The sequence below is a fragment of the Spirosoma horti genome (assembly GCF_054776595.1).
This window is the reverse complement of record NZ_BAAHBQ010000005.1, coordinates 112426-130863: the sequence shown is the minus strand read 5'-3', so window position 1 is coordinate 130863 and position 18438 is coordinate 112426. Positions and strand designations below refer to the sequence as shown.

Here is an 18438-nt window from a genome sequence, read left to right as displayed (position 1 = left end):
GCTATGAAAAAAGTGCTTCTATCGGCCTACGCCTGCCTGCCCAACCACGGCTCCGAAGAGGGGACGGGCTGGACGTATGCAACCACACTAAGCCTGAATGAACTGGAAGTGCATTGCCTGACAAAAAAGGACGGTGAAGTCGCTATCGATTCGATTCTGGACAGCGGCCTGTTTCCGAACCTGATGGTACACTATGTGCGGCTGCCTGCCTGGGTCGATAAGTTCTGCGATTCCAACCTGATCGGTATGTATTTCCATTACATCTACTGGCAATGGAGCGCTATGAAACTAGCCCGGCAACTGGATCAGCAGCACAACTTCGATATTGTACATCACGTTACCTACGGCAGCATTCAGCTGGGTAGCTTCCTGTACAAACTACGCAAACCGTTTATTTTCGGGCCGGTGGGTGGCGGACAGCGGGCACCTAAAAACATGAAACGGTATTTTGGCACCTACTGGACGCGGGAATGGCTGCGCGACTGGGTTGGCACCTTGCTTCAGTACACCAACCCCGGCTTTTTCAAATCCGTACAAACAGCCGACCGGTTGGTTGTCACGAATCTGGACACCTATGCTCTGGCCCGAAAACTACGCCCGAACCTACCCATCGACCGGATATGGGATGCGGGACTTAATTCGACGTTTTTGCCAGAAAAACCAATCGAACACTATCCCGACAGCACGCTGAAATTGTTATGGACAGGTCGCTTATTACCCCGTAAAGCTCTGGAACTAACCATTCAGGCCCTCGGAAAAGTTGATCCGGCCATTCCCATCACGCTGACCATTGTAGGCGGAAAAGGCGAAATGGCGGAATTTGTTCCGCAGTACATCGAGCAATATGGCGTCAGTAACCGGGTAAACTGGGTTGGTCATGTAACGTTCCAAGAGGTAAAGAATTACTACGAGCAGTCGGATGTATTTTTCTTCACGAGCCTGCGCGACTCCTGTCCACACCAGTTGCTGGAAGCCATGGCTTACTCGCTACCAGTGGTTACACTGGACTTGCACGGACAGGCCGAACTGGTCAACGATAACACGGGATTGCGCGTGCCGGTCACCAATGAAGAACAGGTCGTTTCAGATCTGGCACGAGCCATCGAGTGGATGTATGCGCATCCCGAAGAGCGGCTGGCGATGGGACAGGCAGGTTATTCGTTTGCTCAGTCGCAGTTGTGGGAAACCAAAATCAGAACCTTCATTGACGAATTATATCCGGCCGTGTTAGCGAAGCCGGTTGCCTGTTCGCCTGCTTTCAGGCGAGGGTAACGAATTTCGCTACGCATTACTGACTCAACGATTATACGTGTAAAAACTTCTCAACATGATTACCCTAGATCAACTGTCATCCTTAGGGATTGGAACAAGTCGGGCTGCATCACTGGGAAGTCGGCTTTCCTCAGACTTTTTTGCCGGTTTCCTTCGCTTAGCGTCTGAGCAAGGCGTTAACCTGATTGATACGGCCGATTTTTACGGCTCGGGCGATTCCGAACGGCTGATTGCCAAAACCCTAAGAGCAACCGGCCTTCCTTTTTTTGTTGTCACAAAAGCAGGGCTCCCCTGCGTGCACACCCCTGGCTGGCTCTCGCCCCTCAACCAGATCGGCAAAAAGATAAAGCAGCGAGCGGGCGCAAAAAGCAACTACACGGCCGCTTACCTGATCGAGAGTGTTCAGAAAAGCAATAAACGCCTGCAGGTTGAAGCCGCAGACGCACTACTATTGCACGAGCCAACCTGGAGTGACATTGCCGATGCCGACTCCTGGGATGGGCTGGCCAGAATAAGGCAGCAGGGACTAGCCCGCTATACCGGCGTGTCCTCCAATGATTACCGGGTGGTGGAAGAAGGCATTCGCAGCGGGCAGGTTCAGCTCGTGCAAACGGCTACGGCCTGGCAGGCAGACGGGACTTACCCGATCCTGGATCTCTGTCGGAAACATAACATTCCGGTGATTGGCAACCAGGCGTTAAGCCCGTATAAAGCGCTCCAGGAAAAATTTACCCAGCACGAAACGGCTATCCATCAATTGGATGGACTGGCCAATATGTCATTACCTCAGTTCTTACTAGCCTCCTTACTGGCGGATAAGAAAGTGCACACCGTGCTATTTGGCACCAGCAATCTGACGCATTTGGCACACAACATAGCCTCATTGGGCTATGTCGCTGCGTTGCAACCCTCGTTATCGAGATTAAACCAACTCCTGTCATGATCGTCACCAAGAACACGTTCCAGCCAGGACAAAAGTTCGATGCTGATATTTGCATAATTGGCAGTGGTCCGGCGGCTATATCCATGGCCCTGAGCCTGGATGGCTCGCCCCTCTCCGTCATACTGCTGACGGGCGGAAGCTGGACAGAAACCATCGCCAATCAGGACCTATACCGGGGCGGTGTCTTTCCGGCGGGCTCTCATGAGCCGCTGGAAGAAAACCGCCGACGCCAGTTTGGGGGTACCTCATCGGCCTGGGGCGGGCGTTGCATTCCGTTCGAACCCATTGATTTTAAAACCCGCTCCTGGGTACCTGATGGCCAGTGGCCCATCACCTATGACGACCTACTGCCCTATTATTATAAAGCTGCCGACCTGTGCCAGATTGGCCGTTTTGAATTCGATGCCCAGAAAGCGTTTCCGGATAGTAGACGGGAAATCCTGGAAGGGTTAGATTCAGAGGAATTAATTTCCTATCCCCTGGAGCGTTGGAGCCCCCCTGTACATTTTGGCAAAGTCTATCAGGGAACGCTGGAGAATAGTAAAAACATCCAGGTATTGATGGATGCCCACGTGCTTTCGCTCCAAACACAGGATAATGCGGGCCGGGTGAGTCATGTAGATGTATCCATGGGCGGCACCCGACTATCCGTTCAGGCCCGTCGGTTTGTGCTGGCCACCGGTGGTATCGAAAATGCCCGCTTGTTGTTAAGTTCGAAAAACGATCGATTCCCTACTGGTCTTGGTAATCAAAATGACAATGTAGGCCGCTACTACATGGTCCATCTCAGCGGCATTTATGCTGAAGTGAAACTGCGGGACAAACAGAAGCTTATGGCGGAATTTGAACGCGATGCCGGTGGGGTTTACTGCCGCCGACGCTGGTGGTTTCCCGAGCCCGTTCAGGAAGCCAATAAACTACTGAACAGCATCTTTTTCCTTTACCACGCCAACACCACAAACGGACACCGCGACGTTCTGTTCTCTTCGCGGTTCGTTGCCAAGTCAATGCTTTCGATACTGGGTCAGAAGTCAGTGAACCGGTCGATCAGTAAGGCCAGACAGCTGATGCCTGCCCTCCGGGAGCATTCGGTCAATATTGCCAAAAACGGGTTGCTTGAAGTGCCTGACCTGATCCAGCTTAGCCTGAAGCGAATGGCTAAACGGCGGTTGCCCTTTCTGCTTCCATCAAAACGAAACGATTATTGGGGCTTGTATTTCCAGACGGAACAGGCACCCAACCGCGAGAGCCGGGTTTGTTTATCTGACTCGCAGACGGATACGTTCGGCGTTCCCAGAGCGGAGGTTAAACTTGCTTTTCTGGATGCTGATATCGACTCGATCGTGAAAGCGCATACCCTCTTTGTAAATACGTTTACCAGCAAGGATCTAGGCGAAATACGGTATAGCGAAACAGGTCTCCGTACCTATATGCAGGAACGGATCAAGGCATTCAACTCCGCATCACACCATATCGGAACCACCCGAATGTCGGATGATCCTAAAACGGGTGTTGTGGATAAAGATGCCAAAGTGTATGGCTTAGACAATTTATATGTAGCGGGTTCTTCCGTATTTCCGACCGGCGGACACGCCAATCCAACCTTGACCATTGTTGCTCACGCGCTGTTACTGGCCGAGCATTTGAAACATAAACCTTTATCTGAATGACGCAAACCGGCCCTATCGTTCAGCCTAGTACCGGCCTTTATTTCTGGTGAAATTGACTCGTATTCCTCTTCCTGCTCCCGTTATGAAAAAAGTATTGGTTTCCGCTTATGCCTGTATTCCAGATCTTGGATCTGAAGAAGGGAATGGGTGGTTTTATTCATCCTTAATCAGCCAACAGGGCTATCAGGTCGTATGCCTGACCCGTGACGTTGGCAAACGCCAGATTGAACAGAAACTAGCCCATAACCAATACCCAAACCTGACGTTTGTGTACGTCACCTTGCCCAAATGGATCGACAAGCCTTATTCTTTCGGCCTGTTGGGGATGTACTTCCATTACATTTTATGGCAATGGACAGCCATGCGGGTTGCCCTGAAACTGCATAGGGAGAGCCGGTTTAATTTAGTGCATCATGTTAGTTATACGAGCCTTCAACTGGGAAGTTTCATGTATAAACTCAAAATCCCATTTATCTATGGACCCGTTGGTGGTGGACAGGAAGCTCCCAGAACAATGCGCCATTATTTTAAAGATAACTGGGTGAAAGAACGCATGCGATCGCGGGTTAGTGACCTTATGCTTCGCTTTAACCCCGGCTGTTACCAATCGGTCCGGTACGCTGATTATGTACTGGCCTGGAATGAGGACACCCGTCGGATGATTCATTCCCTGGGCCGTACTAAACAGGTTGAAAAGGAATTCGGGGGCGTTGGCAAACACTTTATTCCGGAAGAGCCTATTCATCGGCCCACCCATAATTCGCTGGAGCTGGTCTGGGTTGGTCGCCTGATGCCGCGCAAAGCATTGGAGCTTTCGCTACATGGCTTTAGCCACGTAGACCCGCAACTGCCCATTCGATTGACAATTGTTGGCGATGGCGAGATGGGACAGTTTGTTCCCGAATACATCGCTAAATACAAGCTGGAGAACCGGGTAAACTGGGTTGGTAAAGTGAGCTACGACCAGGTAAAGGAATACTACCGCAAAGCGGATGTTTTTCTGTTCACCAGCCTGCGCGATACGGGCCCGGCGCAACTGATGGAAGCCATGGGCTATTCGCTTCCGGTAGTCACCCTCGACCTACACGGACAAGCCGAGTTAGTGAATGACAACACGGGAATTCGGGTGCCTGTCACTGACCCGGATACCGTAGCCTTTAACCTGGCAAAAGCCATTACGTGGATGTACCACAACGAAACCAAACGGATGGAGATGGGCCTGAACGCCTTCCGGTTTGCGCAACAGCAGAAATGGGAACTGAAAATCAATCGCATTATCCAGAAATATTACAATCCGCTCCTTGAACAGGGTGTCGGTCTGGCCTTTGCTATGAGCAATTTTATTGACTGACTGTACCCGCCCTTAGCGACTCCGGTCGTACAGCCTATCGAGCATGTATCTATCAACCCAACTAAACGAAAGCAGTCCAATGTATATCAGCATTTTAGGCTCCATTGCAACCGATGATCTGTTGTCAGAAAACGCACGGCAACAACTGGGCTCGTATCCAAAAGGGCAGGCTGGCGCGCCCCTGATTAGCAACCTGATCAAAGAATATCTTGGGCGTGGTTATAAAGTGCTGGCCATTACACAGGATGATAAACTGCCCGATGATGAACCGCCTTTTGTGTACGAAGATCAACAACTGACGTATGTCATTGTGCCCAGACGGAAACATACCTTTCGGCCCAATGGCAAACGACCCGGTCGGACAGCCGACTTTTTCAGCTTCGAACGGGCTCAGTTACTGGCCGTTCTCCGGCACTACAAACCGGATGTCGTTCATGCTCATTGGACTTATGAGTATGCCCTGGCGGCCCTGGCTTACACACCGGATGCGGTGATTACGGTTCATGACAATGCCCGTATCATTTTCAATTACGTCCGTACGTTGAACCGCTTTTTTCATCTGTTGCTGGCCCGTTACGTTTTTCGGAAAGGCCAACGCTTTACGGCTGTATCGCCCTACATGGCAGCAACGGTGCAAAAGTGGACGTCTGCTCCGGTTACGGTAGTGCCCAATCCCGTGCCGATGCCTGCCAAACCAAGTACGAGATCTACCCCAGAAACACCGGTCATCAGCATGGTGGTGAACGGCTGGGACGATCGAAAGAACAGCAAAAATGCGCTGCTGGCGTTCAAAGGAATTCAGCAGATCCATCGAAACGCCGTGCTTTGGGCTTTTGGAACGGCCTTTGAACCCGGTGCCGAAGCCGAAGCTTTTTGCCGGGAGCATCAAATTCCAAACGTAGTCCTTCATGGGATGACGCCTTATGTTGAGGTACTGGAAAAAGTATCGCAAAGCTCGCTGCTGCTGCACGCATCACTCGAAGAATCGTTTGGCATGGTGCTCGCCGAAGCCATGAGTTATGGCGTGCCGGTGGTGGCTGGAAAAAACAGTGGGGCCGTTGCCTGGGTAGTGGAAGATGGCGGATTGCTGGTCGATGTGACGAAGATTGAGGAGATGGTTGGTGCCGTCGATACCCTGTTGTCTGATACTGCCCTGTATGAGCAATGTTCAGCAAATGCCATTCGGGTGGTAAAAACACGCTTCCCCGTCGAGCACATTGCTGATCAGTTTCTGGCTCTCTATCCCGCTTATCAGACCAATCCACAAACGGCCGAACGCGCCCCTTCGACTCACAGCCAGTTAAGTCTGGATTCTGCTTATAAAAGCTAGAATTTGGGGTAACCTGTAAAGTAAGCCGCTTATTTATTTCCTGTGACGTACATGAAACAGCAAAAACAAGAAACTCGATTACTAAGTATTGCCCTGCTGCTTGTCGTCTCCGTCAGCCTGATTACCTCGTTGTTTTTCAAAGAAAAATGGCTGTGGATGGATGAGGTGCTGAGTTACTTATTGATTTCGGACCCATCGGTTGCTCACATGAACGATGCGGTTGTGAGTGGTATGGACGCCAATCCCCCCCTCTTCGCGAATGTCTACTGGCTCATTGGGCATGCGGTCAGTTTAGATCCGCAATTCTTGCGGTCGGTGTCGATTGTCCTTTTTGCCCTTACCTGCGCACTGTTTTATCGGTATACAACCACCCTGATTGGCACTGCCGTTACGAATTTCGTCCTGATTACAATGATTCTTAGCCTGACGTATTTAAACATCATGCTTTCGACTCAAATCCGGACGTATTCGCTTTTTCTGCTCATCAGTTTCGGATATTTTGTCGTGCTTCAACGGCTGACCAACGCACCGGGTCAGTTCAAGCTGTTACTTTCGTTTGGCCTGCTAGGTTTGCTGATGCTGTTCACCCACAGCTTTGGCCTATTTTATGCAACGGCGTCGGGGGCTTTTTTCGCTATCCTGTTTATCTGGTCAAAAGATCGACGCTACTTGCTGGTACTGGGCGTTCACATGCTGGTGCTGGCTATCTGGCTGCTGAGCTGGTACCCCAGTTTTGCGATTCAGAGCGAAGCTGGGAAACCGCACTCTTGGATTCCCCTGCCGACGGCTTCTTCTTTCTTTACCATTGTTGGTGAACTGGTGCCCACGATATCCTCCAGCTTGGAGCGTCATTCACTTTTCCAATGGCTGCCGATTTTCCGCTTCTTTCTTGTTGTTGGGCTGTGGCTATACATTGCCTTACCCCGCCTGAGAACCAACCGTTTTCAGACGCTTGTCCGCGACCAGGCCTTTATGCTTTACCTGATGGCTGGCTTTGTGTACCTGTTTACCATCGGCATTACGGTGGCCATTTCGGTTTTCTTCCGCTCGGTATTCATCAGCCGGTATTTATGGCCAAGCCACCTGCTGATGGTGTACCAACTGGTCTATGCCTTCTACTTTTTCCAGAGCCGGTGGTCGTTTTCATGGGGCAGGTTGGCACTATCAGTCCGACTTCTGCCGATTTATACGGGTTTGCTGGCCGTGTTTATGTTTTACCAAAATCGGAAGGTGATTATTTTCCCCAGCAACGTCCTGAGCTACCTGCCCCAACTGGACAAACACTATCCGGTTTTCGTAGAAACGGCCGATTACTTTTTACCCATCTGGTTCCACGATAAAACGACCAAAGTTCGCTACCTGCTGGATTGGGAAACCGCAGCACGAGAACCAAACATATTGAGCGCAACGGTCGAGCATAAAATTCTGAAATCAGTTCGGGAAAAATACCATGTATACGATATCATACCGAAGCAGGACTTCAACCTGAGCAACGTTTCTCACTTCTATGTTGTCGACGAAAGCAGTACGTATCAGATCGAAGATTTTATCAAAACCGGCAAAGTCCAGATCATTCGTGAATTACCGATTGACATTGCGGGACATCGTCTCTTAGAGTGCAGGCTCCGCTCCTGACCGATGTTCATTTCTCAGCAACCACTTTTTAACTAATAACAACGTGCTATGAAACAGGTTAAACAATTTTCGACCGGGTTACTCCTGCTGGTTGCCCTGATGGTGGTTATCATTTCCTGTAAGAAAGAAACGACCGATGATCCGCAGCCGCAGCCTGCTACCACTACGATAACCACCATTAGCCCGGCAACGGCCCCGGTGGGTAGTACCATTGTCATTACGGGCACAAATTTCAGTACGGATCCAGCCAGCAACACGGTCACCATCGGGGGCGTAACCGCCACGATTGTATCGGCCTCACCGACCCAGCTGGTCGTTGTTGTGCCAACGGGCGCAGCGAACGGCCCGGTCTCCGTAACGACTGGTGGGCAAACAGCTCAGAGCCAGGCCACGTTTACGGTGGCTATTCCGACAACGAAGCCCGTGAAAGAAGTGCAGGGAACGCTTTTTGCGAATGTGACCTGGAAAAAGGATACGGTCTATCAGCTTCGGGGAATGGTTTATGTTCCGGCCGACTTTACATTGACGATCGAGCCAGGAACGGTTATTAAGGGATCGGGACCCGAACTGGATCCGACGGGGACCAATCATGCCGGTGCGCTTGTCGTTGAACGGCGCGGGAAGATCATTGCACCCGGCACAGCCGCAGCGCCCATTGTCTTTACCTCGGCAAAAGCGGCTGGCCAGCGGGCAGCCGGCGACTGGGGCGGACTGGTTCTGGAGGGTAAGGCACCGGTAAACCAGCTAAAAACAGCTACATATCCTAACGGTATCCGCGGTACGGTAGAAGCCTATGGCGAACCCTTCGATAATTCCGGCACCTTGCAATATGTGCGCATCGAGTACGCTGGCGCCGTTCAGCCGACTACCCCAGCAACGCGGCTTGCGGGCTTAACGCTGATCGGTGTCGGTACAGGTACGGTCATCGACCACGTTCAGGTTTCGTATAGCGGCAGCGACGCATTTGCCTGGTTTGGGGGCACGGCCAAAGTGAAAAATCTGGTTGCCTACCGCACCACGGACGATGACTGGAGCATTGACTGGGGCTTTGTCGGGAATACCCAGTTTGGCGTATCGCTGCGCGATCCGGCCGTGGGTGCCTCAACTGGATCCAACGGGTTCGAAGCAGAGGGTTATCAGGCAACGGATGCCACCGATGTTACACCGGTTGTTGCCATTAACGGGTATACCCAAACCGCACCAACATTCGCCAACATAAGCAACTTTGCCTTTAGCACAACGCCAACGACAGGGCTTTATCAGGCCGGTATGTATCTGCAACGCAACACCGCGATCAATATTTACAACTCTCTGGTTTATGGCTATCCGGAAGGGCTGCACCTAGCCGGGTCCGCAACGGGCGCGCAGGCCAACCTGACCAGCGGTGCGCTGGACCTGAAAGGTATTGTACTAGCTAATGTGTTGACACCCGTGGTCGGCGCAGGAGCGGTTACGACCGATCAGACTACGGCCTACTTCACGGCCAGTGGGCGTTCTAATCAGGTCATTCAAACATCAGATTTGGCATCGCTGTTGCTACCGGGCGAAAATTTCAGTTTGAGCGCACCCAACTTTTTGCCACAAACGGGCTCTCCCTTGCTAACGGGTGCCGTAACGGGGGGCAAACTGGCCGATTCGTTCTTCACACCCGTAACCTACCGAGGAGCTTTCGGTACGGACAACTGGACAACTGGCTGGACGAGTTTCAATCCCCAGGCTAAGGATTATGACCGCTAGCTCATTAAATTATACGTTGTGAACCCTACCTTGTTATCTCTAGATGTAGAATGGGGAATGAACACGCAGCTTAGCCGTACGTTTATTCCCCATCCAGGGTTCCTGACTTAAGTAAACGGGCAGAAATCTTTGATAAATCGGCAAACAGTAGTCATTTGACTATCGAAGCGATCCGCTTTGTCGACGTTCGATCTCCTTCTGTGTGATTATTTATTCACAAGCATGATACGTTAATGGACACGTACACTTTCATTATCTACCAAAACTATATGAATACATCTTTATACTAAAAACACCTTAAGCAAAGCGAGTACGTATCTCAATATATTGTTGTTATGAGCGTCATTAAACCTGCCTTACAGTATCCAGAACTTATAACCCATTTATCGGGGGCTAATAATTATTGTTGGCTTCACTTTCGGAATGGTGAAAAAAAATTACTGGCAAAACCAATCAGTTACCTGGAGTGCGAACTACCCGGATTTATTCGGGCTCACAAAACAGTCCTCATTAATCCGGAGTATGTAAAAAGTTTACATCAGCCACCCCGCCAGAAAATGGCTGGTGAGATCCATTTAAATAATGGACTTTCGTTTCCCGTTAGCCGTCGGCGCTGGAACCAAGTGGTCGATGCCTTGGCGTATCGCATCTCCCCCATTTCCAGTAAGAGTACTGTAGACTATTCAGGCGGCAATGTTCCGTCCAAGGTTCCGGCTCCGGAGGTAGCGATACCAGAAAAATCTATATTACTCGTATCGGATGATGAGCCCAGCGCATTGCTGGTAGGACAGATGATCGAGAAAAAATGGCCAGGCTACCGGTTTCATACGACTGATCAGGCAAATCATTTACCCGATTTATTGGCAGGGGTTTCGGAAGAAGAGTACCCAGCTCTGTTGATATTGGATGCCCGTACCACAACGTTAGAACGTTTGCACACATTGCAAAAGCTCAAACAGCATCCACAGTTGTGTCGATTACCCATTATTCTGCTGGTTTCGCCAACAGATAGTTTAGTTACGGATGGGTATCGGCGGCAGGCGAACTCTGTCATCTCCCTGCAGGATGGGTACATCACCTTTGCCCAGACGATTGAGCGGGTTTGCCAGTTCTGGCTACTAACGGCGGCTTTGCCGGGTGCCGCAAAAACAGCCACCGTTAGCGAAGTGAAGTAAGTTTGTTTGGGCCAGTGGGTGGCTTACCCGTTTGTAGTTTCTGTGAACAACTAGCGGTTATGCACGTAATAACCAGCTAGTTCACGGGCAAATCACCCTTGGCAAAACTGGCTTAAAGCAAAAATTGTAAGGGAGGAAGCGTGACGGTTTCCCACCAGTAGATACGAAGCTCTTTAAAATAGGTTAGCCAGCCTGAGAAATCTTTGGGTTTCACAATGTAGGAAGAACTACCAAACTGGTAAGAATCAGCTATATCGGTAGAGTCATTTGACCCACTCAGGATAATAACAGGAATTTGATTACAGGGTGAAGGCATGCTTTTAATTTTCCGGAGCAGTGCCCAGCCATCGGTACGTTCTGGCAAATACAAGTCCAGCAAGATCAGTTTTGGTGCATCCCACTCCTGCGAATGCCATTCGTCAAGCATCGTCATTGCTTGTTGGGCACTGTTTGCCAGTACTGGAGCTACCTCGCTAAGGCATTGATCCATAGCCTTTTTCATAATCAACCAATGATCTGGGTTATCTTCGACGATTAGTAATTTAGCGCGATTGAAATTGGTTTTGATCGTATCCAGAGATTGCGTGATGGGCATAAGATGTCATTGATAACGTGTCCCCAAGTTACTCAATGACCATCAATTAGCGCTTATTATTAAGTGAAAAATAATATGAATCATTTAACTAATCTTCATTGAATCATAAGCACAACGAAGAATATTCGATGAAACACCAGAATACCGATCGTCTAAAGTCTTAATCAAACCGTCAGATAATCTCGACACGCTTAATGTTATTTGCCCATTTACGTAAAGCAGCCATCCGGTCAATTTTTTAAATCCAAACCAAGTGGCTACTACAATCCTTTACTTACTACCAAGCTTGGGATTTGAACGCCCCAAAAGACCGTTACCTCACTAATTAACGATTAAAGTCAATAAACTCTTTTAAAGTTTAAAACGACAAACAGCTTATCCTAACTTGACAAGACAAATGTGATGGTTTTTGATGTTCCATCAATAGCTCTTTCCTGTATCATTAAGCCCAAATCTTCGTCGGAAAGTCGATCACCGTATTGAGGAAGGCAACCGAATGATTCATAATACTTTTCGACATTATAGAAACAAACTTCCAGTTTAACCATCCAGTCATCTATAACCAACTGATTTTCATACCAGTCCTCAACAGGTGATAACTTCTTTATTAAATGCAGTTGTTTCTCTGATAGTATAAATTGCACACTCCACTCGTTAACAGTCCATTTTTCATGCTCGATAGCGTCAATCAAGGTTCGCATAACGTTTTTTCAGTAACACATAATAATTTACTAACTTGGAGTAAAGTAAACTATTGTTTTTTGCTTTTCACAAAAATCTTAAATTGTTAATTCTGTACGTGTAAGTTTTGTACTATTAATAAATGGTATAGATACAATTTTTCGATTCTTATAAATTCTGTGATTTTGGGTTACCATATTCTGTATTGATAGTAGAATGTCTGCTTTTCGCACCTAACATCTTTACTTATAGAACCTTATTTTTCACCACTTATCATATAGGTATTTCTCTTTTAGTAAGCTTTTCCGGACGATATGAACAAAACAAGTGGTACAGTTTTATAAGCTGATTAATATTTATCATCATAAACACATACCAAAAAGTAGATACTTCCTAATAAAATTACCTATATATTATCAATTTATAATCTGTCGTTGCTGACATCCAGATACGCCTGCACTATGTATATACTTATATCAGGATGCAATACTTATCAAGAGAATTTCACCAATTTTTACAATCCATTTTTTATTTCTATAATAACCAGTATATAAGTTACCTGCACGCAGCATTTCGCAGTGCTCTGATTACGCAAAAAAAATTAACCAGTTAAAGCAAGCTTATTCGCTCGTCTAACTAAGTTATCAATTTAGAAAAATGATTAACCTACTTCTTTACATCTGATACCATGAATAGCCTGCTAGAGCTTATTAAGGGGTGTCATACGAGTAACGTAGAACTATTTCTAAAATTTACCTTTACCAATATAATCTGGAATCAATTCTTAATCTGATTTGATATCAGGTTAAAGAACACAAGAAAGTTCAAGGCATATCGACTATATATAATAAATTTATTCGTATACTAAAAAGTACTTACTTAAAAAAATAAATGCGTACGATAAGTATCTAGTAAATAGAATAGAAAATCCGTCTTATTAAATAGATGGCTGCTCACTTAGTGAGTATATTTGGTATAAGTACGTTCTCCAAGCAATTATTCTAGCCTATATGACAAAGTTACCTACTACGAAACGTCGAAAATTACCTAGAATTCCGATTTTAGTCGTTGAGGATAACGCCGATCAATGGCTTATTATCCGCTCTGCACTCGCTCAGTGCTTTCCGGAAGTAGAGCCCTTATGGATGAACAACAATGTACAGGTATTGCATTATTTGGAAAACTGTTTATCAACGGAAAAACAGTTACCACGCTTGGTGTTAACTGACTTATATTTACCTCGTCGGGAAGATGGCTTTTCATTATTGGAATCAATAAAAGGTCATTCTGTTTTTCGTCAGTTACCGGTAGTTATTCTAAGCAATTCGGAGGATAGTAAAGACATTGAAAAGTCATATGCGCTGAGCATAGCTTCCTATATTGTTAAGCCGGTTACTTACCACCAATGGCTAAATTGTTTTTATACGTTCAGACGCTATTGGCTGGAAGCTGTTCGGCTTCCTTCTCATTCAAACTGAGGCATTCCTCACCACTTATTCTATATCAGCTCATCTGGAGAAGCGCCTTTTTTAGCCCCCTGGCCTTCGATTTGAGCCATTAGATTGCGTGTATTTAACCCAAAAAACAGGCACTAATAACCAATCCAACCTGGTTATTAGTGCCTGTTTTTTGGGTTAAACCTATATGTAAGTTAAATCCGTAAAATTTTAATTTATTAAGCGGTTAACAAATTAGTAATATAAGGATAATAAATAGAATATCTTCTTACATTTATTCATCATTATAAAATTATATAAACAAGGGCATCAGGTCTATTTACTGGTTGCTATTGTAAAGTGCATAGGGCGTTATAATTACCTATTCTACTTGTTTGTTAATTTATTAATACTCGTTCACACCGCTTTAATCGAATAGGATATACTTACCTATCTTATTCTTCTAACGAAGAAAATGTACTCAACATTAAAGAAAAGATTAACTTACTATTTAACTATATCTGCTATAACTACTCAGTTATCGGTCAGTTTGGCTCAATCAACCTACTATGTAGCCAACTTAGGTAATGATGCTAACGATGGTCGTTCTGTTACTTCTCCTTTCCGAAGTCTGAACCGGGTTAACCAGTTAAATTTACAGGCAGGCGACTCCGTTCTATTTCGCCGGGGCGATACATTCAGTGGAACCTTAGTGCTTAAAAACTCCGGGCTATCCAGTAAACCTCTCTTTGTTGGGGCCTATGGGCAAGGAGCAAAGCCGACGCTCACAGGGGCCGTTCCGGTAAAAAATTGGGTCAATCTGGGTAACAATCGGTGGCAGGCGCCGTGCCCTAACTGCGGAGATCAGGTAACCGGCGTGTACAAAAATGGATTGCCGCTCCCATTGGGGCGCTATCCTAATCCAGACGCCCCAAATCGTGGTTATCTGACCGTACAGAGTCATACGGGAGCCACTCAGCTGACCAGTCAAGAAGCCTTGACAACGAACTGGACTGGTGCAGAAGTCGTGCTTTTTCCAACTTACTGGATCATTGACCGGGCCACGATAACGCAACAAAATAGCAATACGCTTACTCTTAACAATTCTTCGACGTACAGCCTTACCGATAACTGGGGCTTCCTGATTCAGAACCACCCGGCCACGCTCGACCAAGCCGGCGAATGGTATTACAACCCGGCTACTCATACGATTCTGCTCTATGCAGACAGCGGCAATCCCAATACGGAGACGGTCATGGCAACCGCCTATGACCGAGCCATCGATATTTCCAACTCGGCTTTTATAACGATCAGCAGCCTCAACATTACGCAAGCAAGACATGAAAACGTATACGCGAATTCAGTATCCAATCTTGTTTTGACCAATAATGATGTTACCAGAGCTGGCGAGAATGGCCTGGTGTTTACTGGATCTGGCAACAACCTTCTTGTTGAGAATAACACGATTGCCCATGTGAATAACAATGGGGTTTATATTGGTGCTTATCAAAACGTTACGTTCCGAAAAAATACGCTTCGGAATATTGGTGTTTTGCCCAATCGGGGAAAAAGTGGTGATGGCCAGTTTACGGGCTTTCAATCCTTTGCTACCCAAAACACACTTATCGAAAATAATGTAATCGATAGTGTCGGGTATATTGGCTTGTCGGTATTTAGCAACAGCACAATCCGACAAAATCTGATCAGCAATTTCTGCATGACAAAGAGTGATGGCGGTGGCATTTACCTCTGGAATGGAGCCCAGTTACCGTTGCACAACATTCAGATTCAGTCGAATATTATTCAGAAAGGAATCGGTACGTTTGGCCCTCTCTCAGCAACGGACTATAGTGGCGCACACGGTGTATTTCTGGACGATTGCGTTGAATCGGTTACCATGAATGACAATACCATCAGCGATTGTCATGGACTGGGTATCTACCTGCATGCTGTCAACCATGTGAATTTGAGCCGGAACACCTGCTTTAATAATACGGTTGGCCAACTTATCCTCTATAATTACGATGCGCCCTGCCTCCCGCGCAACAATATTCTGAGTCAAAATAGTCTGGTTGCCAGGACCGCTACTCAGCCGGTGGCAGGGTATATTTCGGGGGCAAACGATTTAAGCAGCTTTGGCCAGATGACGCAAAATTATTATGTCCGTCCATTCAACGATGCGTTTACAATACGGGCCGTTTATAATCGAACGGTTGTCAATGATTTAAACTTGGCGCAATGGCAAGCTCAGTTCAATCAAGACCTTACGTCTAAAAGTAGCCCTTTAACCTATAAGGATTACCGGATGAAAAGCCTGAACACGACAAACCTTCTGGCTAATTCCTTTGCTTCCACGAACGAAGGCTGGACAACATGGAGCCCCTACAACAATGGGCAGGCTAGCTGGACCAATACTGGACTTCTCGACGGGGGTAGCTTGCAGTTGGGGTTTTCCACATCTTCCGGCCATGCGGATTCGTATGTGCTGGCCTACAAAAATATTCAGCCCATCACCAAATCGAAAGCGTATTTGCTTCGGCTGGAAGCCCGGTCGCCGGTTCTGAAGAAAATCGTCGTTTTTATTCGCCAGCAAAATAGCCCCTATCAGGATTTGAGCCGCCGGTATGAGTTGCTGGTAGAACCAACTAAGAAGAGCTATGAACTGGCCCTTACGGCGCTTGCCAGTGAAACCAACGCTTTACTGACGGTTCAACTACAGGAAGACAATCAGTCGGTTTGGCTGGATAATATCTCGCTTCAGGAGACAAGTATTGATTCTGTAGACCCCAATGAACTGATCAGGCTTGTTTACAACCCGACCTTAAAAGACAGTCTGGTTACACTAAGCAGTCCGTTCCGGGATATCAAAAACCGGTATTATGCCCGACAGATCTTGTTAAAACCATTTTCCTCGGCGGTCCTGTTAAGAGATTCGCTCCCGCCGGTCGATGTTAGCTTGAGCCTGAAAGCAGACCGTACGTCGCTCAAAGTAGGCGATGTGGTCTCGTTCTCGCTTTCCCTGCATAATGAATCGACAAGTCGCAATAAAACAGCCAGCCAGGTGCAGTGGACTTGTCGGCTACCGGCTTCTCTGGTGCTGGTCAACCAGCTAAATTTACCGCATAGCGACAGCCTGTTACGGGGAACCGTTCAGAAACTCCTCACCGACACCACCCTGGTGTTCCGCATGAAAGTGACAGCCGCCGGGAGTTTCGATGTGGCGGCTCAGGTAACGGCCTCCACCTACGCCGATCCCGACAGTACGCCAGACTCTGGCACCAACGATGGTGAAGACGACAGGGCCATCGTCAGCCTGTTGGCTCGGCAACTAACGGCGGCCGACTCCACGGTGGCCGATACCACGGTGGTCGACTCCACGGCAGCCATCGTTACAGCGGCAGAGCCGCAGACCAGTACAAAACATGCGGTTTACCCCAATCCAACCAGTCATGAGTTTTCGTTCGTCGCCGAAGCGGATATTAGCTCCCTTCGGCTCACAGATATGCTGGGGCGCGAATATTTTCGTCTGGAAGGCATCCGGCGGGACCAACTCATTCAGTTTGGCCAATATGTATCGACGGGTTATTATTTGCTCTCCATCCAGTATAAAACGGGTGAGCAGCGAACGGTGAAACTGGTGAAGCTGGACAGTTTGTAAGTACATTTTTTACCATTCAGACAAAGGAATCTTAACGCTGACCAACGGAGAAGTTTAAGGCTCCTCCGTTGTCAGAATGACAAAAAACACCCAGTTTGAGCTTGATTTTAAATGCCGAAAGCCACTCGGTTCTGAGTGGCTTTCGGCTATGAACAAAAAAGCTGGACGAGCCTTATTTTGCTGGCTTTTTGAAGATAGCCTCGTCTACTTTCGGATTGATCGTAAGCTTGGTTGTCACCATCGTCAGGGTGCCCATTTGTGGATTGGCAATTTCCATAGTGTTGGGAAATTTAATGCCTTCTACGTCTTTATAATCAGAAAAGCCCATTTCACCTTCCTGCCCGTTCATAACCATTTTGACTTTGCTGACCAGATACGTGCTCGCATCAATATACTCGTCGACGGTTTGGCCCTCTTTTGTCGTTACTTTCAGGTGGTAAGCGTCCTTGCCGTCCACCTTTTCTTTTCCGACCAAATCAACTTTGTTACCTTTTTCTTTGTAGTTGACCAACGGACCAAACGGATCAAGCTGACCCATCTGCTGTTTGAGCTGATCGGCTGGCATATCCTCGGGCTCACCCGTGCCCTGCATCATTGTCGGACGAAGCATCCAGCCGGTTGTCCCATTAACGACCTGGATCATGGAATTACCCATTACCGACGATTCGGAACGCATGGCCTTACCCACCACGATCGTTGTTTTGCTCGGTATCTCCATGCCCTGTACGGAAAGCGACCGTTCGGTAACCAGGGTGGATACGCCTTTCAGTTTGTCCATGCCCCCCAGGGCAGTAACGTGTTTGTCAATGATTTCGTCGGCCGTTTGGGCATAAGCACCTGCGGATACGAGAGCGGCCATGGCAACGGCCAGGAGTCTGGTAGTTTTCATTCGGGAATTGGAACGGTTAGTTCGTGTAATTTTTCAGAAAAATAAGCACTTAAATAACAACTCGGT

General features: G+C 47.7%; 13 protein-coding genes. 10 read left to right on the top strand and 3 right to left on the bottom strand.

Annotated features, from left to right (window positions below; translation table 11 throughout):
* Positions 1-3: 3 nt before the first annotated feature.
* The 8 genes from ACYVAM_RS15575 (at position 4) to ACYVAM_RS15540 (ending at position 11113) form a co-directional block, all read left to right on the top strand.
* Entirely contained in the window at positions 4-1272 is a 1269-nt protein-coding gene (locus ACYVAM_RS15575; protein ID WP_461068538.1) for a glycosyltransferase family 4 protein, read from the top strand.
* A 55-nt stretch (positions 1273-1327) separates the two neighbouring features.
* Positions 1328-2215, top strand: coding sequence for an aldo/keto reductase (locus tag ACYVAM_RS15570; RefSeq protein ID WP_461068536.1), 888 nt, complete (start codon positions 1328-1330; stop codon positions 2213-2215).
* The gene (locus ACYVAM_RS15565; protein WP_461068534.1) at positions 2212-3885 is read left to right on the top strand and encodes a GMC oxidoreductase; all 1674 of its coding nucleotides are present in this window, start codon (positions 2212-2214) and stop codon (positions 3883-3885) included. Before ACYVAM_RS15570 ends, ACYVAM_RS15565 begins: the two co-directional genes overlap by 4 nt.
* A gap of 82 nt (positions 3886-3967) precedes the next feature.
* Complete coding sequence (locus ACYVAM_RS15560) at positions 3968-5236, top strand: glycosyltransferase (RefSeq protein WP_461068532.1); 1269 nt, start codon at positions 3968-3970, stop codon at positions 5234-5236.
* Positions 5237-5315: 79 nt separating this feature from the next.
* Positions 5316-6566, top strand: coding sequence for a glycosyltransferase family 4 protein (locus ACYVAM_RS15555; RefSeq protein WP_461068530.1), 1251 nt, complete (start codon positions 5316-5318; stop codon positions 6564-6566).
* A 51-nt stretch (positions 6567-6617) separates the two neighbouring features.
* Positions 6618-8201 (top strand): hypothetical protein, encoded by a 1584-nt coding sequence (locus tag ACYVAM_RS15550; RefSeq protein ID WP_461068528.1) that lies wholly within the window; start codon positions 6618-6620, stop codon positions 8199-8201.
* Between the two features lie 48 nt (positions 8202-8249).
* Positions 8250-9938 (top strand): IPT/TIG domain-containing protein, encoded by a 1689-nt coding sequence (locus ACYVAM_RS15545; RefSeq protein ID WP_461068526.1) that lies wholly within the window; start codon positions 8250-8252, stop codon positions 9936-9938.
* A 335-nt stretch (positions 9939-10273) separates the two neighbouring features.
* Positions 10274-11113, top strand: a complete 840-nt coding sequence (locus tag ACYVAM_RS15540; RefSeq protein ID WP_461068524.1) for a LytTR family transcriptional regulator DNA-binding domain-containing protein — start codon at positions 10274-10276, stop codon at positions 11111-11113.
* Between the two features lie 112 nt (positions 11114-11225).
* On the opposite strand, the gene ACYVAM_RS15535 is transcribed toward ACYVAM_RS15540, so the two are convergent.
* Entirely contained in the window at positions 11226-11708 is a 483-nt protein-coding gene (locus tag ACYVAM_RS15535; protein ID WP_461068522.1) for a response regulator, read from the bottom strand.
* Positions 11709-12088: 380 nt separating this feature from the next.
* Positions 12089-12409: a hypothetical protein gene (locus tag ACYVAM_RS15530; RefSeq protein WP_461068520.1), complete on the bottom strand. Its 321-nt coding sequence runs from the start codon at positions 12407-12409 to the stop codon at positions 12089-12091.
* Between the two features lie 990 nt (positions 12410-13399).
* Between ACYVAM_RS15530 and ACYVAM_RS15525 the strand changes: the two genes are divergently transcribed.
* Positions 13400-13867, top strand: a complete 468-nt coding sequence (locus ACYVAM_RS15525; RefSeq protein ID WP_461068518.1) for a response regulator — start codon at positions 13400-13402, stop codon at positions 13865-13867.
* A 508-nt stretch (positions 13868-14375) separates the two neighbouring features.
* The gene (locus ACYVAM_RS15520; RefSeq protein ID WP_461068516.1) at positions 14376-17483 is read left to right on the top strand and encodes a right-handed parallel beta-helix repeat-containing protein; all 3108 of its coding nucleotides are present in this window, start codon (positions 14376-14378) and stop codon (positions 17481-17483) included.
* Positions 17484-17655: 172 nt separating this feature from the next.
* Here the strand turns inward: ACYVAM_RS15520 and ACYVAM_RS15515 are convergent, their stop codons facing one another.
* On the bottom strand, positions 17656-18372 hold the full coding sequence (locus tag ACYVAM_RS15515) for an outer membrane lipoprotein-sorting protein (protein ID WP_461068514.1): 717 nt from the start codon (positions 18370-18372) through the stop codon (positions 17656-17658).
* Positions 18373-18438: the final 66 nt, after the last annotated feature.